Source organism: Marinobacter orientalis, assembly GCF_004792665.1.
Lineage (GTDB): Bacteria > Pseudomonadota > Gammaproteobacteria > Pseudomonadales > Oleiphilaceae > Marinobacter > Marinobacter orientalis.
Genome location: NZ_SRZX01000009.1, coordinates 45,627 through 67,134 on the forward strand (window position 1 = coordinate 45,627; position 21,508 = coordinate 67,134).

The 21,508-nt window shown below is 57.1% G+C and carries 20 protein-coding genes and 1 riboswitch; of the genes, 11 read left to right on the top strand and 9 right to left on the bottom strand.

What is annotated here, in order from left to right:
- Nucleotides 1-26: 26 nt before the first annotated feature.
- Together DIT72_RS17105 and DIT72_RS17110 are read left to right on the top strand one after the other, a co-directional pair.
- Nucleotides 27-1,124 carry a glycosyltransferase gene (locus tag DIT72_RS17105; RefSeq protein ID WP_228260856.1) on the top strand — a complete coding sequence of 366 codons (1,098 nt, stop codon included), beginning with the start codon at nucleotides 27-29 and terminating at the stop codon, nucleotides 1,122-1,124.
- Nucleotides 1,121-2,209, top strand: coding sequence for a UDP-N-acetylglucosamine 2-epimerase (locus tag DIT72_RS17110; protein ID WP_135956451.1), 1,089 nt, complete (start codon nucleotides 1,121-1,123; stop codon nucleotides 2,207-2,209). Before DIT72_RS17105 ends, DIT72_RS17110 begins: the two co-directional genes overlap by 4 nt.
- A 43-nt stretch (nucleotides 2,210-2,252) precedes the next feature.
- On the opposite strand, the gene DIT72_RS17115 is transcribed toward DIT72_RS17110, so the two are convergent.
- The 3 genes from DIT72_RS17115 to DIT72_RS17125 all read right to left on the bottom strand — a co-directional run bounded on the left by DIT72_RS17115 (nucleotide 2,253) and on the right by DIT72_RS17125 (nucleotide 6,031).
- Nucleotides 2,253-4,247: a glycosyltransferase gene (locus DIT72_RS17115; protein ID WP_135956452.1), complete on the bottom strand. Its 1,995-nt coding sequence runs from the start codon at nucleotides 4,245-4,247 to the stop codon at nucleotides 2,253-2,255.
- 2 nt (nucleotides 4,248-4,249) lie between these two features.
- The gene (locus DIT72_RS17120) at nucleotides 4,250-5,155 is read right to left on the bottom strand and encodes a lysophospholipid acyltransferase family protein (protein WP_135956453.1); all 906 of its coding nucleotides are present in this window, start codon (nucleotides 5,153-5,155) and stop codon (nucleotides 4,250-4,252) included.
- 204 nt (nucleotides 5,156-5,359) lie between these two features.
- Nucleotides 5,360-6,031, bottom strand: a complete 672-nt coding sequence (locus DIT72_RS17125) for a YrbL family protein (protein ID WP_135956454.1) — start codon at nucleotides 6,029-6,031, stop codon at nucleotides 5,360-5,362.
- Between the two features lie 19 nt (nucleotides 6,032-6,050).
- Between DIT72_RS17125 and DIT72_RS17130 the strand changes: the two genes are divergently transcribed.
- Entirely contained in the window at nucleotides 6,051-6,761 is a 711-nt protein-coding gene (locus DIT72_RS17130; RefSeq protein ID WP_135956455.1) for an SGNH/GDSL hydrolase family protein, read from the top strand.
- On the opposite strand, the gene DIT72_RS17135 is transcribed toward DIT72_RS17130, so the two are convergent.
- The 4 genes from DIT72_RS17135 to lpxL are packed head-to-tail and all read right to left on the bottom strand — an operon-like array spanning nucleotide 6,685 to nucleotide 10,784.
- Complete coding sequence (locus tag DIT72_RS17135; protein ID WP_135956456.1) at nucleotides 6,685-7,743, bottom strand: glycosyltransferase; 1,059 nt, start codon at nucleotides 7,741-7,743, stop codon at nucleotides 6,685-6,687. The two genes, DIT72_RS17130 and DIT72_RS17135, sit on opposite strands and share 77 nt — an antisense overlap.
- Complete coding sequence (locus DIT72_RS17140; RefSeq protein WP_135956457.1) at nucleotides 7,743-8,855, bottom strand: glycosyltransferase family 4 protein; 1,113 nt, start codon at nucleotides 8,853-8,855, stop codon at nucleotides 7,743-7,745. The genes DIT72_RS17135 and DIT72_RS17140 overlap by 1 nt, the downstream gene beginning before the upstream one ends.
- Nucleotides 8,852-9,802, bottom strand: a complete 951-nt coding sequence (locus tag DIT72_RS17145) for a mitochondrial fission ELM1 family protein (RefSeq protein WP_135956458.1) — start codon at nucleotides 9,800-9,802, stop codon at nucleotides 8,852-8,854. The genes DIT72_RS17140 and DIT72_RS17145 overlap by 4 nt, the downstream gene beginning before the upstream one ends.
- Before the next feature lie 31 nt (nucleotides 9,803-9,833).
- On the bottom strand, nucleotides 9,834-10,784 hold the full coding sequence (gene lpxL, locus DIT72_RS17150; RefSeq protein ID WP_135956459.1) for an LpxL/LpxP family Kdo(2)-lipid IV(A) lauroyl/palmitoleoyl acyltransferase: 951 nt from the start codon (nucleotides 10,782-10,784) through the stop codon (nucleotides 9,834-9,836).
- Nucleotides 10,785-10,953: 169 nt separating this feature from the next.
- Between lpxL and waaA the strand changes: the two genes are divergently transcribed.
- The gene (gene waaA, locus DIT72_RS17155) at nucleotides 10,954-12,225 is read left to right on the top strand and encodes a lipid IV(A) 3-deoxy-D-manno-octulosonic acid transferase (protein WP_135956460.1); all 1,272 of its coding nucleotides are present in this window, start codon (nucleotides 10,954-10,956) and stop codon (nucleotides 12,223-12,225) included.
- A gap of 35 nt (nucleotides 12,226-12,260) precedes the next feature.
- Here waaA and DIT72_RS17160 read toward each other — a convergent pair whose 3' ends face one another.
- A complete protein-coding gene (locus DIT72_RS17160) occupies nucleotides 12,261-13,634 on the bottom strand; it encodes a TolC family outer membrane protein (protein ID WP_135956461.1) in 1,374 nt (457 codons plus the stop codon).
- A 110-nt stretch (nucleotides 13,635-13,744) separates the two neighbouring features.
- Nucleotides 13,745-13,859, top strand: a riboswitch (TPP riboswitch).
- 75 nt (nucleotides 13,860-13,934) lie between these two features.
- On the opposite strand from DIT72_RS17160, the gene thiC reads away from it, so the two are divergent.
- The 6 genes from thiC (at nucleotide 13,935) to DIT72_RS17190 (ending at nucleotide 20,098) form a co-directional block, all read left to right on the top strand.
- A complete protein-coding gene (gene thiC, locus DIT72_RS17165) occupies nucleotides 13,935-15,812 on the top strand; it encodes a phosphomethylpyrimidine synthase ThiC (protein WP_135956462.1) in 1,878 nt (625 codons plus the stop codon).
- Between the two features lie 410 nt (nucleotides 15,813-16,222).
- Nucleotides 16,223-16,840, top strand: coding sequence for an NUDIX domain-containing protein (locus DIT72_RS17170; RefSeq protein WP_135956463.1), 618 nt, complete (start codon nucleotides 16,223-16,225; stop codon nucleotides 16,838-16,840).
- A 1-nt stretch (nucleotide 16,841) separates the two neighbouring features.
- The gene (locus DIT72_RS17175; protein ID WP_135956464.1) at nucleotides 16,842-17,327 is read left to right on the top strand and encodes a DUF1249 domain-containing protein; all 486 of its coding nucleotides are present in this window, start codon (nucleotides 16,842-16,844) and stop codon (nucleotides 17,325-17,327) included.
- A gap of 68 nt (nucleotides 17,328-17,395) precedes the next feature.
- Nucleotides 17,396-18,202 carry a 3',5'-cyclic-AMP phosphodiesterase gene (gene cpdA / locus DIT72_RS17180; RefSeq protein ID WP_135956465.1) on the top strand — a complete coding sequence of 269 codons (807 nt, stop codon included), beginning with the start codon at nucleotides 17,396-17,398 and terminating at the stop codon, nucleotides 18,200-18,202.
- Nucleotides 18,203-18,309: 107 nt separating this feature from the next.
- Entirely contained in the window at nucleotides 18,310-18,702 is a 393-nt protein-coding gene (gene gcvH / locus DIT72_RS17185; RefSeq protein ID WP_135956466.1) for a glycine cleavage system protein GcvH, read from the top strand.
- A 199-nt stretch (nucleotides 18,703-18,901) separates the two neighbouring features.
- A complete protein-coding gene (locus tag DIT72_RS17190) occupies nucleotides 18,902-20,098 on the top strand; it encodes a class I SAM-dependent rRNA methyltransferase (protein WP_135956467.1) in 1,197 nt (398 codons plus the stop codon).
- Between the two features lie 50 nt (nucleotides 20,099-20,148).
- Here DIT72_RS17190 and DIT72_RS17195 read toward each other — a convergent pair whose 3' ends face one another.
- Nucleotides 20,149-20,805 carry a histidinol-phosphatase gene (locus DIT72_RS17195; RefSeq protein ID WP_135956468.1) on the bottom strand — a complete coding sequence of 219 codons (657 nt, stop codon included), beginning with the start codon at nucleotides 20,803-20,805 and terminating at the stop codon, nucleotides 20,149-20,151.
- Between the two features lie 175 nt (nucleotides 20,806-20,980).
- Between DIT72_RS17195 and DIT72_RS17200 the strand changes: the two genes are divergently transcribed.
- Nucleotides 20,981-21,505 carry an RNA pyrophosphohydrolase gene (locus DIT72_RS17200; protein WP_135956469.1) on the top strand — a complete coding sequence of 175 codons (525 nt, stop codon included), beginning with the start codon at nucleotides 20,981-20,983 and terminating at the stop codon, nucleotides 21,503-21,505.
- Nucleotides 21,506-21,508 lie beyond the last annotated feature (3 nt).

The following is a 21,508-nucleotide window of genomic DNA, read 5'->3' on the forward strand; positions in this document are numbered from 1 at the left end:
TTTGGCCCTGGAGTGTACTGAGTTTAATGGAACCAAGAGCGCTTATCATTACTGATCGATCTGATCTGGCAGAGACGCAACTGATTGTCGGGTTGGCGAAGAAGGGGCTGGACTTGCGGGTGCTGGCAAATGATTCCGGGAAACACTACGCATCCCTCCTTGAATCGGGGCTCAGTGTCACTCCCTTCAGGCTGTCGGGCCGATTCGACGGGCCGGGTACCGCTGCCATCCGGCAGGAGTTGCTGTCCGGCTCTTACACGGTTATTTACGCGTTCAACCCGAGGGCTATTGCCTGTTCGATTCGGGCAAGCCGGGGGATCAACGTCAAGATAATGGGCTATCGGGGAGTCATTGGTAATGCCGGTTATTTAAAACCGGAGTCGTGGATCACATTTATGCACCCGCGACTGGACCGGATAGTCTGCGTATCCAGGGCCGTCCAGCGCTACTTCGAATCCCTTGGGTTCGGGGGCATGAGGTTGAGAAAGGGCAAGGCAGTCACAATTTATAAAGGGCATGATCTGTCGTGGTATGACCGTCCCGTCGCTGATCTTTCGCCATTCGGGTTTCCGCAGGACGCATTCGTTATTGCATGCATTGGTCGGGACCGTCCGGGTAAGGGCTTTCATACCCTGGTGGAGGCGATGGATCATATACCCGAGTCTGTGCCGGTTTACCTTTTGCTGGTCGGGGACCTGGAAAAAAATCAGGCACTGTCAGCTCAGATAGAATCGTCTGGCATGCGAGATCGCATCCGCTTTGCCGGGTACAGGAATGATGCGCCTCAACTGGCCGGTGCCTGTGATGCACTGGTTCTTCCCTCAGAAAGCGAAGGTCTCCCGAGAGTGGTGATTGAAGCGATGGCATATCGGCGGCCAGTGATCGTAACGGAAGCGGGTGGAATGCCAGAGCTGGTCGATAATGGGGTGGAAGGTTTCGTGGTGCCGGTCAGAGATCCGGCCAGTCTGGCAGGAGCCATGACAGAGCTTGCATTAAACCGACAGGCCGCCCGTGAAATGGGGCATCGGGCGCGAGAGCGTGTTGAGCGTGACTTTTCAATAGAGACTACGATCAAGCAGACTCTCACCCTTATCCACGAGCTGACGGAAGAGCGGTTGGCATGAAGCGTTATCTGCTTTTTGTAAATCAGTCATATTCCTATTCCATATTACGTCCGCTCGAGGAGGAAATCTGGCGCAGGGGCGATGATGTCGCATGGTTTATCGCAGGGTGCAGCGCGTCTCCTCTTAAACAAGAGGAAAAACGACTCAGAACCGATGATGAGGTCCGGGCCTACCAGCCGGATGTGGTCTTCGTTCCCGGGGACTGGGTTCCGCCGTGGTTTCCCGGGCTCAAGGTAAAGGTTTTTCATGGCTTTCCCATCAATAAGCGTGGAATGGATCCTGCCAAACAGTCTCATTACAGAATCCGCGGCTGGTTCGACATGTACTGTACGATGGCGGATGTTGATACCCAGCGATTCAGTCAATTGGCTGCCGAGAATCCTCATTTTGTGGTAAGGAAAACTGGTTGGCCGAAACTCGACAGCATCCTCAATGTCAGGACAGAATTACAAAAAGGAGATCTGTTCTCTGATGTGGAGCTCCCCACAATCTTTTACTCTTCCACATTTACAAGAGGCGTGAGCTCTGCTCCACACCTGATCAGTACCATCAGAGAATTGCGTGACTCCGGGCGGTGGAACCTGATAGTCACTCTGCACCCCAAAATGAGTGAAGAGATCGTGGCGGAGTACCGTGCATTGGCTGGTGACAGGCTGCTTTTTCTGGAGAGCACAGAGGACTTTGTGCCTTATATGCCCGTTACCGACGTCATGCTGAGTGACACCTCATCCATCATGGTTGAATTCATGATGCTGGATATCCCGGTAGTGACATTTCGGACGAAGCTACCAGGTCCTCAGCTTATTGACGTGCAATCCCCGGAGCAGGTGGAGCCCGCATTACTCAGGGCATTGCAGCATGATGAAGATTTCATGGCGCATATGCGGCACTATGCCCGCTCGCTCCACTCCTTTACCGATGGCCGTTCTTCCCGAAGGGTTATTGATGCTGTAGAGCAACTTCTGGAAGCACCTCCCAAGCTGGATCAAAAACCGAAAAATCCATGGCGGCATCTCAAGCTGAAACTGAAATTGCAAAAGGAACTTGCCAAACAGGAAAAGCTGGACAGATGGGAAAACTGCTAGCTGCCTCCCTTGTCTATGGGCGGACCCTCTGGCTATCGGAGCACTATTCACGCGATTTCTGGCGCTCAGTTCGTGTCAGCGTCCAGAGCCCGGCATATTTGTTGAAGGATCCTTGCGCATAGGTCACCGCAACGAGAAAGCCGACTGAGCCATCAAGAAAACCCAGCCTGAAAACATATACCTGCAGGAATGTCATTAGCCCTCTTAAGGTGGGGTAAACCAGAAAGCGGGTGCGCTTTCCTTTGCGAAACTTTTCCTGGGATCCCAGCCAGGCATACTTTGCACTCTTCTCCAGGGCATGCCCAAAGTTGCGGTGCGTGAAATGAGTGAGCCGTCCTCTCATGCTGCGAATTTTTCGATCCTCCGGGACCAAAATCTTCTCGTGGACCATGGCGCTTGAGAAACGGACGCCTTCTCTTCTGAACAGGCGTAGAGGAGCACGCCCACTCCTGCCAAAATCGAGCCGTTTTCCGTAAAGCGTTACTGCCCAGGGCAGCCGGTAGGCATCTGCATCCGGATCAGACAGTGTGTGGTTGATCTCCCGAGCAAGCGCCGGGCTCACTCTTTCATCGGCATCAATAGAAAGCACCCAGTCGCCGCTGGCCAATTCCAGTGCGCGCTGCTTCTGGATTCCAAAACCGGGCCAGTCCGTTATTTCGACGATATCTGCATACTGCCTCGCGATCTCCACGGTTTTGTCGGTGCTGCCGCTATCGAGCACGATAATTTCATCAGCTATGGGACGCACGGAGCTGAGGCAGGCTGCTATATGATCTTCTTCATTTTTGGTAATGATTGTTGCTGATACCTTTCGTTTTCTTTTCCGTGTGTAGGAAAGTTCCAGTTCATGCAGCATGGCAGCGGAGATAGCGGCAATGCTCACCAGGTAGTAGGTCAGAAACAGGCTGCGGTCGAAGGCCGCTTCGGTCAGGCCGAAAACCAGATAACCGCTCGGAACCAATGCTCCGGCGGTTGCAAGTATCGAAACCGTTCTGTTCTGGTTCCGGGTTTGCCGGATAAAGATCGCAAATGGAATCGCGAGTAAAAACAGCCAGCTGAGAATGCCCGTGATCCCCTTTGTGGCAGCCTGTTGAAGCAGGTCGTTGTGGGCATGGTCGGTGCAACACGCAAGAAATGTATCATCTTCGTGACGTGATGCAGCCTCGTGGTAACCACTGAGACCACTGCCCATCACCGGGTTTTCCAGAAACTGGTTCCAGGCCAGTTGCCATGCTTCTATCCGCATCTCCAGGCTATTGTCAATTTTGCCTTCCAGGACCGCCTCCAGGCTGTCGGTGAAGCGCTCACTGTTGAAAACTGCGGTAAAAGCGATGGCGCCAAGCACGGCTATCGCCAGGATTTTCTTTCGACCGGGAATCAGCAGCGCAAAAAAGGGTAAGAGAGCCGGTAAGGCGATAAGATTGCTTCGCGTCTGGCTCATCAGTGCAACGGCCAGGGCGCCTATCCCAAGCAGAATGGCTAATACGGAGAGCGTTTTCTGTCGCTGGGAGTGGAAAAAAAATGCTCCGGCAGCGGCTAGTAATGCGGACAACAGCGCAAGATTGCCAAAGTGGATCGGGTTAATGCCGGGCCCGAAGCGCTGACGTAGCGTGGTTGTGAGGCTCCACGAATTGCCCGCCAATTCGGTAAGGAAAAGCAGGCATATAACACCGCAACTGACCATATACGCGGCAAAAATGGTTCTCGCGTTCACTTTGGCGCCTATAAGTGCTATCGCAAGGGGCCAGAACAGGATAAGTCGCGCATGGGCGCCAAGTGTTTTTCCGCCTTCATACTCGAAACCTTCGGCAATCCAGCTTGCCACGCTCGTAACCACGAAAAACCAGAACGCAAAATGGATCAGCCGGAGCTCTTTGGGAACCTCCCATCCCTCTTTGATCAGAGTCTGCTGCTTGATCAGGTATCCGCCAACAATGGCAAGCAACAGCGTTGTTCCCGCTATGATGCTGGACGACGCGAGTGCGCCCCCGAGGCCCGTTAGTAACAACGCTTGCGAAATGCTCTGACGATTCAACATGCTCAGCAGATCCGGTCCGGATAGTAAGGATTGATTTCTCCCGGCGGTCGATGCCGGAGCCGCTTGTATTCCCACTGGTACTGCTCCGGCACTTTCCGTATCACCTTTTCAACAGACTGGTTCAGAGCCGTGGCGGCAATCTCCGGATCCGCATCACCATTTCCCGGAACCGCTTCGGTCACGATGATCCGGAAGCCGTTTCCGTTGGGCAGGCGCTCGGCATAAGTCACCAGAACATTGGCGCCGGTTTTGAGTATCAGCCTGTTTACCAGGGTCATGGTCCGGACCTTCACACCAAAAAAGGGCGCGAACGCATTGGTTTTCCCGCGGGGCGACTGATCCGGAAGAATTCCTGCAACGCCGCCTTCTTTCAGAATCCCCATCAGCCGCATAAGCCCCTTGCGGTCACCCCGCACAAGCTCGGAGCCCAATCGGCCACGCACACGGATCATATACTCCTCGAACTCCTTGATATGGGGCGGGCTGTAGAGAGCTGCCATTTTGTACCGGGAGGAGAAGAACAGCCCGGCCAGTTCCCAGTTGCCCAGATGTGGTGCCAGCAGGATCAGCCCTTTGCCGGTTGCCAGGGCCTCGTCAACGAGATCAAGGCCGCGGGTTTCCCTGATCAGTCCCAGGCATTTCTCTACGGGCCATTCCCACATAAGGGGGATTTCAAGAGCAGTCATTCCCGTGTGCACCATAGAGTCCCGTGAAAGTTGCCTTTGCTGCTCGGGAGATAGTTCCGGTAAACAGATGCCTATATTGGTGTCGGTAACCTTGCGCGATCGGCCGCGCAACATCCATGCAAGCAGGCCAAACCACTTACCGAGAAATTGTGCAACGCCCAGAGGGAGTAAGCCGGCAACACGAAGCAGGCCGCTGATCAGGAAATATTTCAGTTTGCTCATGAGCTGCCGCCCCGATCCTCATAAAGAACAGAGTTGCCCTGGAGGCCTTCCTCGTGCATTTGCCCTGACAAAGGTGACAGACGAGAGCCGGATACTTCGGCCATTATGTTAGGTCGAATCATAGACATGCTCCGGATGGTTACCTATTTGCACTATGGGCTTTGTTGTTGCGGTCGCTATACTATCATGGTGAATCAGCAGGTTTTATCTCCGGCGCTGGAAATCCTCCCAGGACAGATCATCAGGGTTCTGTTCCCAGACGAGCCGTTTTTCGAATCGGCCGATTTTCCGTGAAATATGGTGTGAACTCCAGCCCGGCAGAGTGGATAATGCTGTAGGGAAGGTCGGAGCGCCCAGCCCATCCACCAGAAACAGTTGAGGCTCGCCAGTGCGGTCGGTGACCACAAGATTGTGCGGGAGGAGGTTTCGCGTAAGTATCCGGGTGCGTTTCAGCCAGTGGATAAACTCGTCAATTGCCAGCCGCAGTGAGGGCGTAAGACCGACCTGACTCAGGCACGTTTGCAGGGTTGGAGCAACGCTGCCATCGGCGCATCGGATCAGTTCGCTTTTGTTTGCATGGCCCCGAGATGTTTCCACACTGCCATAGAACAGTGGCAGGTGTGCCCACACCAGCGCCCCCTGATTCCTCGCAAGCAATCTCCTGATAGCCTGCTGCTGGTGAGCCCGCAGCTCCTGGCGGTTGTCGTCGATCCTGGCTTTGCCGAGCACTTTTTTGGGCCATGCCTGACGTTGAAAACGGGCTTCGATGTTTTCAGGGCGCAGGACTTTGAGACACAATGCAGGATCATCCGGGTGCTGATAGCAGTGCCGGTTGTAGCCAGAAGCAAAAGGCGCAAGGCCCGACAGGTCAATCATTGATGAGATGCCACAGGTTATGAGCGGTTGTATTGCCTACGGTGATTGTAATACCGAAGGGATTAAAGGTTACCACGAACCGGTGTGGCCTGAGATGGTAGCAGAACATCTGGGCATGCCCCTCATCAACTGCGGCCACACCATGAGCACAACCCGTGAATTGTTGCGCTACGCAGAAGCCTTCCCGCCGTCGGATTTTCAGCTTGCGTTTATACAGTATGGGCTGGTGGACTCCTGGCTTACCTTCCGCGGCGCGCCCTATGTGCTTTATTACCCGGACAATCCCCGCCGGAAGCTGGCCAGAAAACTGGTGAAGAAGCTCAAGAAATGGGCCCGCCACTTTCAGTTGCAGGAACGCTGGGGGGCGGTGGAGCAGGTGCCGCTGGGTGAATACCTGGGCAATATTGAACAGGTGATACGTTCTGCGCCTCACACGCTTTTTGTGCTGGTGGCCACGCCGCCAAATCTTGATGAACCAAGAAACCCGCGTATCGAACATTACAATCAAGGCTTACAAAAATTGGCCGAGCAAGAGCCCAATGCGTTACTGGCGGATTCCTATGAGCGGTTATGGCAGCAAAAGGCGAATACTCTGATGGATGACGGCACACACCTTACCGTTGACGGGCATCGGCTTGTGGCGGGCGCGGTGATCAGCGCCTTGCCGGCAGGCTGGCAAGCAGGTCCCGATAAAAAGTCTCAGTCTTCGACACCATTGTCTCAAGGTTGAGTTGCTCGCGGGCCTGTTCGAAGCTTTTGCTCTGGATCTCCGTCAGCAGGCCAGGCTCAGCCAGGTTGGTGCTGATCAGGGTGGCGATATCCTCAGGGCTATCCGATGCCGCGATGCAGCTTTGAGGCAGGAAGTCCCTCACGCCACTGACAGGTGTGGACAGAACCGGGCAGCCCGCTATCAGCGCCTCGACCATGATGTAGGGAAAACCTTCCCGGCTGGAGCTGATGATGCAGGCTGTGGCCGCCTGCAGCCAGGGAAAGATTCGGGGTTCGTGACCCGGGAGCAGAATGCTGTCTTCGGCGCCCAGCTCCCTGATTAATGCGTTGAGCCGCGACCGCTGACTGCCATCGCCAAGAATCACCAGCTTGCCGTCGCAGTCTGCCTGCGCCCACGCCCGGACAAGCCGGTCGAACTGTTTGACCGGTTCCAGCCGACCCGCCGCCAACAGCAGCGGGCGCTCCGCGGGAACAGGGATCCTTGGCACTTGATGGTCGCTATGGCTGGTTTTCTCCAGAGGCTGAAGGCCATTAAAAATCAGCCGTGTATTGGGGTGTTCGATCGAGTTCGTGATTTCACGGCTGACGCCAATCACACCATCCAGTCGATCAAAGGCATGGTGGGAGCTTTTGCTGCCGTGAAGGGTGCCGACGGTCACTCTCGCGCAGTGACGAACGGCACCGATCAGGCTGGCGGCCTTGTTGCCCTGAGCATGGAGAATGTCTGCCTGGATGGCGTGGAGTGTTTGTCGCAGACGGAATCTGAGCCAGGGGTTGCGCCGGCCCATCTGGAAGGGCAGTGCATGGAAACGAACAGGCGTGATAAAGCGCTCGCTGTAAACGGAGTGAGCCAGCATGTGAACCTTGTGGCCCCGGGCCGAGAGCGCCTCCGCAAGGTCCGCCGTGTGCTTTTCCATACCTCCCCAGCCAGTGCCAGGCGTTGCCATGACCAGCGCTATCGTCAGCCGGTCCCGAGCGTCCATTATTGCGCCCGTCTGCTGGTCAGCAGGTTTTCATACACCTGAAGCGTGGTCTCTGTCTGGGCCTCCAGGCGGAATCGCCAGGGAATCTCGATCTCTGATCGGGGCTTGTCGATCAGGGACAGTGCGGTTTGTGCAAATGCCTCTATGTTATCCGGTTGCACCAATCCTTCCGGGAAGCAGGCGCGAAGAGTTTCAGCGGCACCACCACGGTCGAAGGCGGTCACCGGTGTGCCTGAAGCCAGTGCCTCGGTAACCGTGCGCCCGAAGGGCTCCGGTTTGGTGGACATGTGACAGACCACATCCGCCAGCAGGTACAGGGTGGTCATGTCATTGCGCTGGCCCAGAAAGCTTACCTTGTCGACCAGGTTCAGGCGGGCCCGCTCCTTCTCCAGTTCCTCCAGAAACTGCTCCTTGCCGGGTTCCGCGCCTCCTACGATGATGCCGTGACAGTCCGGCCGCTCCTGTACCAGCTGCGCCATCATGGCCAGGAAATCCAGCTGGCCTTTCCAGCGGGAAATGCGCCCGGGCATCATGATGATTTTCTGGCCGGCCAGCTGTGGGTATTGCCGGAACCAGCGGTCCAGCCACTGTGAGCTGAGCTCCCGCTGGCGGAAGGCATCCACATCCACTCCGCGCTGGATGACCGTCAGTTTCTCTTCCGGCACCGGATAGTTGTTGAGAACATAATCCTTCACACACCCGGACACGGCGATTATGTGGTCAGCCCTCGTCATGATGGCGCTGTAGGGAGTGACGGAATACATGCCATGAAAGGTGGACACGACCGCAGGACGTTCATGGGCCGGAATACTTTTCATCGCCAGGAAAATAATCCACGCCGGCATCCGCGAGCGCACATGCACGATATCGGGTTTCAGCTCCAACAGCAGTTTGCGCATGGGAAGGATCTGCCCGACCGAGGCCGGAGTCTTCCGGTGTATGGGCATGAAAATGTGTTCCGAGCCCTGCCCGCGCAGTTGCTCGGCCATGGGGCCGCCTTTCGAGACGACAAACGACTGATGCCCCCGTTTGACCAGGTCGGCCGCGAATTCCACGGTTCCCCGTTCAACGCCACCGCTGTAGAGCGCGGGTAAAGCCTGCAGAATTCTCAACGCTTGCCTTCCTTCAGAAAATGGTTGATCAGCCATCGTGCGGCCCGGTCAGCTTCCCACAGATGATGGGATTGAGGCAGTTTGCCCGCCATCACTGAGGCATGGTCACTCCAGTGCGCAACGTATCCTTTTTGCATCAGGCTCGCCACGCCCCGGGCTACCCGACTGTTGTGTCTGGGCGCCAGTTCAAACAGGCCGGTGGGGACACCAGAAGTGGCGGCTTCGCAGACCATGGAGGTGCTGTCAGGTGTCACCCAGGCTGCGCGCGAAGCGGCCAGTTGATGGGACAGCCAGCTGGCGTGGGTGCGTTCAGGGTCCACAACCGTGACCTTGGGGCCTGCCAGTTGCTGGAGTTTCTCCAGCAGTGGCGCCGGCGTACGGCGGGAGCCGCTGATAGTCCAGCGCCATTTGGGGTATTGGCCCATCAGTTGTGATACCTGCTTGAGCACCACGTCATCGTCCCAGTCAAAATGGGGCGACGGCCCCCCGATAAGGATCAGGCCTTCAGGCTTGTCAGTGATACGCGCCAGTGGCGTGATAGCGTTGATCGCGCCTTCGGTGGTGAAGATGTGCCTGCTCGGGGCAATGCCGTCATGTTCGGGAACAATGGCCGCATCGACCCAACCAACAGGAAAACCCGGTTTCATCAACACCACGGTTTTCGCTTTTCGGCGCCGCCGGAGTGACAGCAGCAGGCGGTGGGTGCCGCTGCCCGATGCGATGATCAGGTCCGGAGCGCGCAGGGTTTCATCCATCGCCGGTGAAATACCCAGTACCGCCCGCCACAGGGGAACCGGAACTTCCGTTGCGTCAATTTCAGAGACGGTGGCCCCTGCCAGCACCCGCAAGCGGTTGCCAAGCCCTTTCAGCTGGTTCCGGTGCCCCGGTTTTTTATCTGTCAACAGCCACACAACCGGTGTTGGTGAGTCGGAGCGTTCAGTCGTCATTGGGTAATCCGGCCCCTGTCGGTGAAAGCGTTCAATCTGCGTCCTTGCCGTACAGATCCGGATCGTCTTTTGACGGGCGGGTCTTGAAGCGCCGGTGCATCCACAGGTACTGGTCCGGGTGCCTGCGAACCTCGTTTTCAATGGTTCTGTTCACCAGGGTGGCATCTGCCATGTCATCGCCCGAGGGGAAGTTTTCCAGCGGGGGATGGAAATAAATATCATACCCGGGCTCGTGCTCCCGGCGGAAATGACTGAATGGCATTACGACACAGCCACTGCGTTCCGCGATCCGCGAGGTGGCGGTAATGGAACCGGCTGCCACGCCGAAAAACGGTGCAAACACGATGCCCTTGCGGCCATAGTCCTGATCCGTGGCGTACCAGACAATACGGTTTTTTTTCAGCTGTCTGAGTAACCCCCGCAGATTTCTGCTATCCAGCACCATGCCGTATCGGCGCTCACGTGCACGTGTCATCACTGCGTTCATCAGCGGGTTGTTGTGATCACGCTGCATCACATCGGCTTCAATATATTCGGTGACCAGGCTGCCGCCCAGATCCAGAGTGCTGTAGTGGCCGCCCAATAGCAGGATGCCTTTTCCTTTGGCGAGGGCCGCATCAACGTGTTCAAGACCGTGCACCTCGGTGATGGGGATGAATGAGCCTGGGTTGCGAAACCAGGCCAGGCCAATCTCCATCACCCCGATGCCATTGGCCTGGAACGATTTTTTCACCAGGGCCTGTTGCTCCTGCTCAGATAGCTCGGGAAAACACAGGTGAATGTTCACTTCGGTAATGTGGCGCCTGTGGGCTGCAAAGCGATAGGCCAGATCACCGGTGCGCCTGCCCAGCCACCACTGCAGTTTCAGGGGCAGTCGGGAAGCCAGCCACATGAGAGCAATGCCCATCCAGGTAGGCCACCAGCGCGGGTGGAGATAGCTGGAATAACGGGTATCGCGGGTTTTCTGATTGCTTTTCTTCACTCGTTTCACTGCCCGATGCCATTGGTATCACGAGAACCGGAGTTTAGCAGGACGGCTCCCATCCGCTAAAGCAGCAATCTGCGCACGTTGCGGAAAAGGGTGAATTCCCTGCCGCAGACTCGGCCGTCGGCTTTATGTAGAATAACCACCGCACCGACCCGGAGTTAGTATGCTTCATTTTTTTTACTCCCTGTTTTTTCGCATCGCGCTGCCATTCGTGCTGCTGCGCCTGTGGTGGATCGGGCGCAGCAATCCGCAAGCCTCCGTGCGCTGGCAGGAGCGGCTGGGTTATGTGGACGCTTCCGAGGAGCCGGTGATCTGGGTTCACGCGGTGTCTGTCGGGGAAACTATTGCCGCAGCGCCTCTGGTAAAGGCCTTGCTGCGCCGGAACCCGGACATTCCGATACTGATGACGGCGATGACGCACACTGGCTCTGCCCGCGCCAGGGCCCTGTTTGGTGACCGGGTGCGCTATGCCTTTTCTCCCTATGACACACCAGGTGCCGTGCGCCGCTTTGTGGACCGGGTTCGCCCTCGTGCGCTGGTAATCATGGAAACTGAGCTCTGGCCTAACATGATCGCTCTGAGTAAACAGCGCGATGTACCCATTTTCCTGATCAACGCGCGCCTTTCCGCACGCTCGGCGCGAGGTTATGAGCGGGTGGCTTCCCTGGTAAAGCCATTGCTTCGCAGCATCACGTGGATAGCAGCGCAGGCCGACGAAGATGCCAGTCGCTTCCTGCGCATTGGCGCACAGCCCGAGTCGGTATCGGTGACCGGTAGTATCAAGTTCGACGTGGAGCTATCAGACGAGACCCGCTCTGCGGCATCGGGGCTGAGACTGACGCTGGGCACAGACCGGCCCGTCTGGATCGCCGCCAGTACCCACGAAGGGGAAGACCGTCAGATTCTGGAAGCCCACCAGCAAATAATGGCCGAATTCCCGGACGCGTTACTGGTGATTGTGCCCCGTCATCCGGAACGGTTTGATGATGTGGCCGGACTGGCGCGCTCCATGGGGCTGGCGGTGCTTCGCCGTTCCGCGGAGGACGATAGGAAGGCGAGCGGTAATCACCATTTTCAGGTCTATGTGGGAGACACCATGGGTGAGTTGCTGATGCTTTATGGCGCCTGCGACATAGCCTTCGTGGGCGGATCGCTGATTGAACGCGGTGGCCATAATCCGCTGGAGCCAGCTGCCTGGGCTATGCCAGTGCTCTCTGGTCCGCATATTTTCAACTTTGAAACCATCTATAACCGGCTTGATGAAGGAGAGGGGCTCTACATAACGGCTTCGTCAGAGGCATTGGCGACGTGTGTGGTACGTCTGATTGCCGACAAGGCCGCCGCAGAGAGAGCCGGCGACAATGCGCTGGCGGTGGTAAATGCCAACCGTGGGGCGTTGGAGAAAGTGGTGGATGGGATCGTTGAGCGCGTCTAGGGCGGGCCCGTGAGCCCGCCCGTCATGCCTGCTTCTCATCGCATCGGGTTTTCAATGGTTTCTTCTTCCTCGGCCAGGGCTTCGATGCCGGGTGCTGAGGCGCTGAGCCAGTTGTTCAGTTGCAGCAGGTCCTGGGGGCTGAGAGTGCCGGCGGCCTGTTTCAGTCTCAGGGTATTGACCACGTAGTCGTAGCGGGCGTTGGCGAAGTCACGCAGGGCTACGTAGTAGTTACGTTCCGCATCCAGGACTTCCACAATATTGCGAGTGCCAACCTCGTACCCGGCGAGTGTCGCGTCCAGGGCGCTGCGGCGGGAGATAATCGTCTGCTCCAGGGCCGAGGCGGATTCGATGTTGGTGTTCACCGTGCGGAACAGGCTGCGTGTATTGACCCTGACGTCGCGGCGAACCGTTGCCAGGAACTGGTCAGCAACATTGACCAGTGATCGCTGTTGGCGAACGCCGGCCTGGATTCCGCCACCCATGTAGAGTGGCACGCTCAATCTGATTCCGATACGGCCTTCCGTTGTCGTACCGTCGCGCTGGCGCAGAGTAGGATCCTCCAGGCCCTCAATATCCGTTTTGCCGTAGGAGGCGTTCAGATCCAGTGTTGGCAGGTGCTCGGATTTCGCGCTTTTCAGATTGGCTTCACTGGTGTTCAGGTCGAACATCGCGGACTGAATCCGCCAGTTCTGATTCAGAGCGGTGTTTTCCCAGGCGGATGGGTCCATGGGCTGAGGGCGGGTCAGGGGGAAGCTTCTGCGCAGGTTGTCAAGCTCTTCGGTGTATTCACCGGTCAGTCGGGCCAGCTGTTCGCGGGCAATATCCAGTTCGCTTTCCGCAGCAATGCGCAGGCTCTTGCTGTCGTCGTAACTGGCGCGGGCCTCATAGACTTCGGTGATGGCAATCAGGCCGACATCGAAGCGTTCCTGGGCCTGTTCATACTGCCGCTGGATAGCTGCCTCCGTTGCCCGTGCGGTGGTAAGGGCATCGGCGGCACGCAAGACATTAAAGTAAGCCGTGGCGACATCGAGGATAAGTTGCTGCTGGGCCAGGTTGTATTCGGCGCGGGCGGATTCCGTCTGGAACTTGCTGGCGTCGTAGTTGAACCAGGTGGCGGCCCGGAACAGCGGCTGGGTCAGTTCCACGCCAAAGGCGTAGGTTTGATAGGCGCTGTCCTGGATGGGGCCATCCACATCGGTATGACTGGCATCGCCAAATGCGCCGATCTGGGGGAGCAGGTTGCTGCGGCTGACGTCACTGGCAGCCTGTTGTGCCTCGAAGCTGGCGAGGGCGGCAGCGATGCCGGAATCATAGGAGATTGCTTTCTCGTATGTCTCTACCAGATCCATGGAAAGTGCAGGCTGGACTGCGAGCAGTCCAATCAGCCCGGAAAGCAGTCGTTTCTTCATGATGTCTCCTGTTAATGAATCACCCCAGCGAGATGGCATTATGGACAATAAACTACTCCAGCTCTACACTTGCATTTGACACAGAGTGTATGTGTCAATGATATCGAATTCGCGTCTTGACGGGGTGCTGGCGTCAGAACATCTGACAGCCGGCTGAGATTGCCATGCAGAACCCGCAACCTGATCCGGATAATACCGGCGTAGGGAATTGAGACAATATGCTGCAAAGACACAGAACCACTCTGTGATCACTGCTCCGTCATACGCGACCCTTTTATCCAAAGAAATCGGGGACGCAAGATGACAACAGTACCTTCCTATCTGAGTGATTCAGCCAAAGTCGATTCCGCAGCCATCAAGCCGCTGCCCCAGTCCCGAAAAATCTACGTACAGGGTAGCCGGCCCGATCTGCGGGTGCCTATGCGAGAAATTACCGTGGGGGACACGCCAACAGAAATGGGCGGTGAAAGGAATGCTCCTGTTGCCGTCTATGATACCTCCGGTCCCTACAGCGATCCCGAGGCCATCATTGACCTCCGAAAGGGGCTCAAGCCCATCCGGTCCGCCTGGATAGCAGAACGTGGAGACGTGGAGACGCTGGCGGACTACACCTCGGAATTTACCCGCCGCCGCATGAAGGACCCGTTGCTCGATCCGCTCCGTTTTATGGATGAGCGCAAGCCGCTGCGGGCGAAACCGGGCAGAAACGTCAGCCAGATGCACTACGCCCGCCAGGGAATCATCACGCCGGAGATGGAATTCATTGCCATCCGCGAGAACATGAAGCTGCAGGAAGCGCGGGAGCAGGGACTGCTGGAGGATCAGCATCCGGGGCAGTCTTTTGGCGCTTCACTGCCGCAGGAAATCACGCCGGAATTTGTCAGGGACGAAGTCGCCCGTGGTCGCGCCATCATTCCCGCCAACATCAACCACCCGGAAACCGAGCCGATGATCATCGGCCGCAACTTCCTGGTGAAGATCAACGGCAACATCGGTAATTCGGCTGTCAGCTCTTCCATCGAGGAAGAGGTGGAAAAACTGACCTGGGGTACGCGCTGGGGCTCCGATACCATCATGGACCTGTCCACCGGCAAGAACATCCATGAAACCCGTGAGTGGATCATCCGCAACTCGCCGGTCCCCATCGGTACCGTACCTATCTATCAGGCCTTGGAAAAAGTTGGGGGAGTGGCTGAGGACCTGACCTGGGAAATCTTCCGCGACACCCTCATTGAACAGGCAGAGCAGGGCGTTGATTACTTCACCATCCACGCTGGCGTGCGCCTGCACCATGTGCCCATGACCGCCAAACGCACCACCGGCATTGTGTCCCGGGGCGGCTCCATCATGGCCAAGTGGTGTCTGGCACACCATCAGGAAAGCTTCCTGTACGAGCACTTCGAAGACATTTGCGAAATCATGAAAGTTTATGATGTATCTTTCAGCCTCGGCGACGGCCTGCGCCCCGGCTCCATCGCCGATGCCAACGACGAAGCCCAGTTCGGCGAACTGGAAACCCTGGGTGAGCTTACCAAAATCGCCTGGAAGCACGATGTCCAGGTGATGATCGAAGGCCCCGGCCATGTGCCCATGCAACTGATCAAGGAGAATATGGACAAGCAGCTGGAATGCTGTGACGAGGCCCCGTTCTATACCCTCGGCCCACTGACCACCGACATTGCCCCCGGCTATGACCACATTACCTCCGGCATCGGCGCGGCGATGATCGGCTGGTTCGGCTGCGCCATGCTCTGTTACGTCACTCCCAAAGAGCATCTGGGCCTGCCCAACAAGGAGGATGTCAAAACCGGCATCATCACCTATAAAATCGCCGCCCACGCCGCCGACCTGGCCAAGGGACACCCTGGCGCCCAGATCCGTGACAATGCGCTGTCCAAGGCCCGCTTCGAGTTCCGCTGGGAAGACCAGTTCAACCTCGGCCTGGACCCGGACACCGCCCGTGCCTACCACGACGAAACCCTGCCGAAAGACTCCGCCAAAGTGGCGCACTTCTGCTCCATGTGCGGCCCCAAGTTCTGTTCCATGCAGATTTCCCAGGAGGTGCGGGAGTATGCCAAGGAACACGGCCTTGACGAGGTTTCGGCGGTGGATGCCGGCATGAAGGAGAAGTCCCGGGAGTTTGTGGAGGCCGGGTCCAGGCTTTATGACAAGGTTTGACCTTTTGTAAGATTGCTTGCTTCGGAGTGTGAGCGAGGGTGATGACCCTGGCTCAACCGGGCTTTGGCAATAATCCCCGGGTCAGGCGCGTAGGTCGGGTTAGGCGAAGCCGTAACCCGACAAATGGCGTCGATCGCTGACATGATGTCGGATTACGCTTTGCTAATCCGACCTGCCGCCTGCCGTAATGGTAATAAATGTTCGGGGCCGCGGTTGGGACCTCTTCCCAAAACTGTGCGGAGCCAGGGATGGCGGAGCCCAAGCGCCCCATGGATGGGCTTGAGCGTGTTTTGGGAAGAGGTCCCCACCGTGGTCTTGCACCCACACCTGACGCCAAGAGGCTTGCACCCGGGCTAAAACACCGGCTATCGTTCAGAATCGTTCTCAAAAAAACGGATCTGAAATCTGAAATGACTGAACCATTCCAGTTTAAAGACAGCGACGTCAAAATCGAAAAGCGTGAAACCGTCTTCCAGGGCTTCTTCCGCATGGACAAGCTCTGGCTGACCCATCGGCGCTTTGACGGCAGGGAAATGCCCACGTTCACCCGCGAACTCTTCATCCGCGGTGACTCCACCTGCGTATTACCTTACGACTCCGACCGCGACGAAGTTGTCCTTCTGGAGCAGTTTCGTCTCGGTGCCCTTGGCCGCGACCAGTCCCCATGGTTGCTGGAACTCGTGGCCGGTATGGATGAAGACGGCGAGTCGCCGGAAGAGGTGGCCCAGCGCGAAGGTCAGGAAGAAGCAGGCCTGACGTTCAAGCCGCTGGACAAGATCTGCGACTACCTGGCGTCTCCCGGCGGAAGCACGGAACTGATTCACCTCTATTGCGGTCGTATCAGCACCGAAGCCGCAGGTGGTCTGTATGGCGTGGAGCACGAGAATGAAGACATCCGTGCCCACGTATTCAGTGCAGACGAAGCCATCGCAATGGTTAATGATGGACGTATCAATAACGCTGCAGCGATTATCGCGCTGCAGTGGTTGCAGTTGAATCGCCCGCGGTTGCGGGAAGGTTGGAGCTGATATGACAGAATGGGTTATGAAACCCCGGCGCTATGTACCGGATTTACGACGTTTCGGTGCGCTGTGTGACGGCAATTACATGCGGCTTCACCGCTTGCGCAAGCTGGAGGCCAAGGGACAACCAGTCTGCGAGTTCGAGCTTCATCGTGAGGATCAGTACCTGGGTCGCGTGCGAATTGAGGTGCTGCAAACCACAAAATTTACCGAGACCCTGCTGCTGGAGCAGGTGCACAACTCCGGACGCTGGCTGAACAATCCGCAACTGACTGTGCGGGTTTATCACGACGCCAACATGGCAGAGGTGATCAGCTGTTATCGCGACAGGCACATTGCCCCGGTGAATGATTACCCGAACAGGTTCATGCATCACCCGGATGAGAAAGTTCAGGTCAACAGCTTCCTGGCTGACTGGCTGGACTATTGCCTGCGATTTGGCCACCTGCCGATGGAGCACGCCGCCTGGTCGGCGGGGGAAGGCGTGGATTAAGGTTGGATGGGTGCCAATTGCCCTGCCTCACTGGTGAGTGTCACCAAAACACAAGAAACGCGAGCGCCATGACAGAGAACGACAGCCCGCATGCCCTTCGGGTGCTACAACTGACCGACCCGCACCTGATGGCCGATCCGGGCGCTGAACTGCTGGGCATCAATACCAGAGAAAGTCTGGATGCCGTCATCGCGCAGGTTCTTCATGATCGTGGCCAGCCAGATCTCATCCTCGTAACCGGGGATATCGCCCAGGATGCTACCGAAGAAGCCTATCGGCTTTTTGGCAACAAGCTGGAGGCGTTTCATTGTCCCTCTGCCTGGATAGCCGGCAACCATGATGATTCTCCGTTGCTGGCCCTGATCGCCGCCGAAAGGAAGGCCGACCTGCGCCACGTTATTCAGGGTGGTTGGCAGTTTGTGTTGCTCGATACCTCGGTTCCCGGAAAGGTGTTTGGCCAGCTCGCGGATTCGGAACTGGCTTTCCTTGAGAAGACCCTCCGGGAAAATCCCGAAACACCGGCCCTGGTCGCACTTCATCACCATCCCGTTGAAATCGATACCGACTGGATGTCGCCTATCGGGCTGCGTAACCGCGATGCCTTCTGGCAGGTGGTTGACCGCTTTCCACAAGTCAGAATTGTCCTCTGGGGCCACATTCACCAGGATCTGGAACAGTCCCGCAAGGGCGTCTGTCTGCTCGCAACACCGTCTACCTGCATTCAGTTCACAGCCGGTTCGACGGAGTTTTCGGTGGAGGACAAGGCGCCCGGCTACCGCTGGTTTGAGCTGCTGCCCTCAGGAGAGTTCTTTACCGAAGTCAGCAGGGCGGAGGATTTCGTATTCGACCTGGACAGTAACAGTTCCGGGTATTAGCCGGACTCCAGTTCAAGGCCACCCTTGGCCAACTTCCCGGCAACCTGTTCGCGGTCGCCTCCTTCTTCGGTTAAAATGCTCGAAATTATCCATCGGGGAATCTGACCATGAGCGAAACACCCGCAGATCTGAAATATATTGAGACCCACCAGTGGGTGCGTCTGGCTGACGATGGCACTGCAACCGTCGGCATTACGGATTTCGCCCAGGACCAGCTGGGGGATATTGTCTATATTGGTGTTCCGGATGTGGGGGCGACGGTCACAGGGGCTGAAGAGGCCGGCGTGGCCGAGTCTGTGAAGTCGGCTTCCGATGTGTTCAGTCCGGTGAGCGGTGAGGTGATTGAGGTTAATGAGAGCCTTGAGGACGAGCCGGAGAAGGTGAACGAGGATCCTTACGGGGATGGCTGGTTGTTCCGGGTGCGGTTGGCGGATCCGGGGGAGCTGGATGGCCTGATGGATGCCACGGCTTATGCGGAGCATGTTGCTGCCGAGGAGTGATTTTTGCCGGTGGTGGAAGAGCGAGCGGGCAGGGCTGCCCAAAACACGCTGTAAATACGTCCCTGTACGCTTGGGCTCCGCCATCCATGGCTCCGCACAGTTTTGGGCACCCCTACCCGCTCCCTCCCATAATTCGGCCGTCCGTGCCGCCACATCATGTATAATTCGCGCCTTTTCCCAATCCTGACAGGTGGTCGTTATGAATTTTCCGGTTTTATACCTCCGAAAAGGCGCCGAGCGCAGGCTCAGGGCTGGCCATCTGTGGGTTTACAGTAATGAGGTGGATACCCGTCGCTCGCCACTGACAGATTTCGAGGCCGGTGTGCAGGCGGAGTTGCGGGCTGCCAATGACAAGCCGATGGGGACGGTGTTTGTGAATCCTCATGCGTTGATCTGTGGCCGCCTGATCAGCAGGAATGCGGCCCATGGCATGACGTCCCAACGCCTCACCGATCGGGTGGAGATGGCTCTGGTGTTGCGGGAGCGGTTGTTTGACAGGCCTTTCTATCGCTGGGTATTTGGTGACAGCGATGGGCTTTCCGGGCTGGTGATTGACCGGTTTGATGATGTGGTGGTGGTCCAGATTTCCACTGCTGGTATGGAGCAGATGAAGGAGTCGATTGTCAGGGCGGTTCAGCGTCTGGCGCATCCGCGGGCGATCATTCTCAAGAACGACGGCAAGATGCGTAAGGTGGAGGGGCTGAATACCTACGTTGAGCAGGCTCATGGCCCGGAAATTGATCTGCTTGCGGTTGAGGAGAACGGGGTGCGGTTCGAGGTGCCTGTGGAAGGCGGGCAGAAGACCGGCTGGTTCTACGATCACCGCATGAATCGGCAGCGGCTTCAGGCTTATGCACCAGGTAAGCGGGTACTGGATGTGTTCAGCTATGTGGGTGGCTGGGGGATTCAGGCGGCCTGTGCGGGAGCGACGCAGGTTACCTGTGTGGACAGTTCTGCCAGTGCCATCGAGTCTGTCCATCATAATGCGAAGATCAACGGGCTCGATAATATTGAAACCATCGAGGGCGATGCCTTCGAGGCGCTGAAGGCGTTGTGTGAGGAAAAGGAAAAGTTCGACATAGTAGTGCTCGATCCGCCAGCGTTGATTCCCAGACGTCGGGACCAGAAGGCCGGCGAAGAGGCCTATGCACGATTGAACCAGTTGGGATTGAGGCTGCTGGACCGGGATGGGTTGTTGGTGTCGGCTTCGTGTTCCATGCATCTGTCCCAGGAGAAACTGACCGATATTATCCGTAGCAGTGGCCGCAAGATTGACCGGTTTGTGCAATTGCTGGAGCAGGGGCATCAGGCGCCGGATCATCCGGTGGTGCCGGGTATTCCGGAGACGGATTATATCAAGAGTTGTTTTGTGCGGTCTTTGACGGGGTTTCTTTGAGTTTGGGCTGTCGGATTACGGCTCCGCCTAATCCGACCTACGGGTGGCAGTTACCCGCGGAGACTTATGATCTTCCAGCCGTTTTCCTTCGCGATGCATTCAAGTGTTGGATCAGGGTCTACTGCTACCGGATTGTCCACCTTGCGGAGCAGGGGCACATCGTTGTGGGAATCACTGTAGAACCACGCCCCGTCCAGGCTCTCACCCGTTGATTCAAGCCAGTCATGCAGGCGGGTTACCTTGCCATCCTGAAAGCTCGGAACCCCCGCGACCTTTCCCGTGTAGCGCCCATTGACCAGCTCCGGGTCGGTGGCAATCAGGTGCTCAATGCCCAGAAGCGCAGCCACGGGCTCGGTTACAAAGCGGTTGGTAGCCGTGATGATTAATAGTGTGTGGCCCTGGGCACGGTGACTGTCGAGCAACTCTTTGGCCCCGGCCTGCATCATTGGCCGAATTTTCTTCTCCACGAACTGCTCGCGCCAGGCCAGTAGCTGACTCATGTCGTGGCGCGCCAGCGGCTGCAGCGCGAAGCTCAGGTAGTGCATGATATCCAGTTCGCCATCCAGATATTCCCGGTAAAAGCGGTCATTGGCCTGCCGGTATTCTTCTGCGTCAACGATGGACTCTTCCACCAGGAATTCGCCCCAGGCATGGTCGCTGTCCCCTGCGAGCAGGGTGTTATCAAGGTCAAAAATCGCAAGCGTCAACGTCAGTACCTCCAGCTGGAATGGCGAATGTGACAGGCGCAATAGTCTAGCATGAGATGCCGCCGTCGGATGCGTTTGCCGAAGCCTTGGGATTCTGTAAGAATGAGAGCAACTTGGATAAATCCGGCCGGTGAATTTTTAATCCGGCCAACCGACTTTTTAAGAGGACTGTGCCGTGATCGATTCAGACGGTTTCAGACCCAATGTCGGAATCATTCTGGCCAATCACAGGGGGGAAGTCCTCTGGGCAAGGCGAATAGGGCAGGACTCCTGGCAGTTCCCTCAAGGTGGTATCAAGCACAACGAATCACCGGAGGAAGCTCTCTACAGGGAGCTGGCAGAGGAAATTGGTCTCGGTACAGACGATGTGGAAGTCATCAGCTGTACCCGTGGCTGGCTGAGATACCGCCTCCCTCGCAGGATGGTGCGGCACAATTCGCACCCGATCTGTGTGGGACAGAAACAGAAATGGTTCCTGCTGAGGATGCTATCGCCGGATGCGCAGGTGCGCGTAGACGGCACGGACTCGCCGGAATTCGACGGCTGGCAGTGGGTCAGTTATTGGTACCCATTGGGCCAGGTCGTCTCGTTCAAACGTGAAGTCTATCGACGTGCGCTGCGAGAACTCGCGCCGCGGCTGTTTTATAACATGGAACAGTGGCACCGGAGCGAGCAGTCCCGGCGCACGAAGGATCAATAGAAA

Excerpts from the sequence above, each read along its gene's own strand:
- DIT72_RS17105 (WP_228260856.1), top strand. The coding sequence starts at position 27 with ATGGAACCAAGAGCGCTTATCATTACTGATCGATCTGATCTGGCAGAG.
- DIT72_RS17110 (WP_135956451.1), top strand. The coding sequence starts at position 1,121 with ATGAAGCGTTATCTGCTTTTTGTAAATCAGTCATATTCCTATTCCATA.
- DIT72_RS17115 (WP_135956452.1), bottom strand. The coding sequence starts at position 4,247 with ATGTTGAATCGTCAGAGCATTTCGCAAGCGTTGTTACTAACGGGCCTC.
- DIT72_RS17120 (WP_135956453.1), bottom strand. The coding sequence starts at position 5,155 with ATGAGCAAACTGAAATATTTCCTGATCAGCGGCCTGCTTCGTGTTGCC.
- DIT72_RS17125 (WP_135956454.1), bottom strand. The coding sequence starts at position 6,031 with ATGATTGACCTGTCGGGCCTTGCGCCTTTTGCTTCTGGCTACAACCGG.
- DIT72_RS17130 (WP_135956455.1), top strand. The coding sequence starts at position 6,051 with ATGAGCGGTTGTATTGCCTACGGTGATTGTAATACCGAAGGGATTAAA.
- DIT72_RS17135 (WP_135956456.1), bottom strand. The coding sequence starts at position 7,743 with ATGGACGCTCGGGACCGGCTGACGATAGCGCTGGTCATGGCAACGCCT.
- DIT72_RS17145 (WP_135956458.1), bottom strand. The coding sequence starts at position 9,802 with ATGACGACTGAACGCTCCGACTCACCAACACCGGTTGTGTGGCTGTTG.
- waaA (WP_135956460.1), top strand. The coding sequence starts at position 10,954 with ATGCTTCATTTTTTTTACTCCCTGTTTTTTCGCATCGCGCTGCCATTC.
- DIT72_RS17160 (WP_135956461.1), bottom strand. The coding sequence starts at position 13,634 with ATGAAGAAACGACTGCTTTCCGGGCTGATTGGACTGCTCGCAGTCCAG.
- thiC (WP_135956462.1), top strand. The coding sequence starts at position 13,935 with ATGACAACAGTACCTTCCTATCTGAGTGATTCAGCCAAAGTCGATTCC.
- DIT72_RS17170 (WP_135956463.1), top strand. The coding sequence starts at position 16,223 with ATGACTGAACCATTCCAGTTTAAAGACAGCGACGTCAAAATCGAAAAG.
- DIT72_RS17175 (WP_135956464.1), top strand. The coding sequence starts at position 16,842 with ATGACAGAATGGGTTATGAAACCCCGGCGCTATGTACCGGATTTACGA.
- cpdA (WP_135956465.1), top strand. The coding sequence starts at position 17,396 with ATGACAGAGAACGACAGCCCGCATGCCCTTCGGGTGCTACAACTGACC.
- gcvH (WP_135956466.1), top strand. The coding sequence starts at position 18,310 with ATGAGCGAAACACCCGCAGATCTGAAATATATTGAGACCCACCAGTGG.
- DIT72_RS17190 (WP_135956467.1), top strand. The coding sequence starts at position 18,902 with ATGAATTTTCCGGTTTTATACCTCCGAAAAGGCGCCGAGCGCAGGCTC.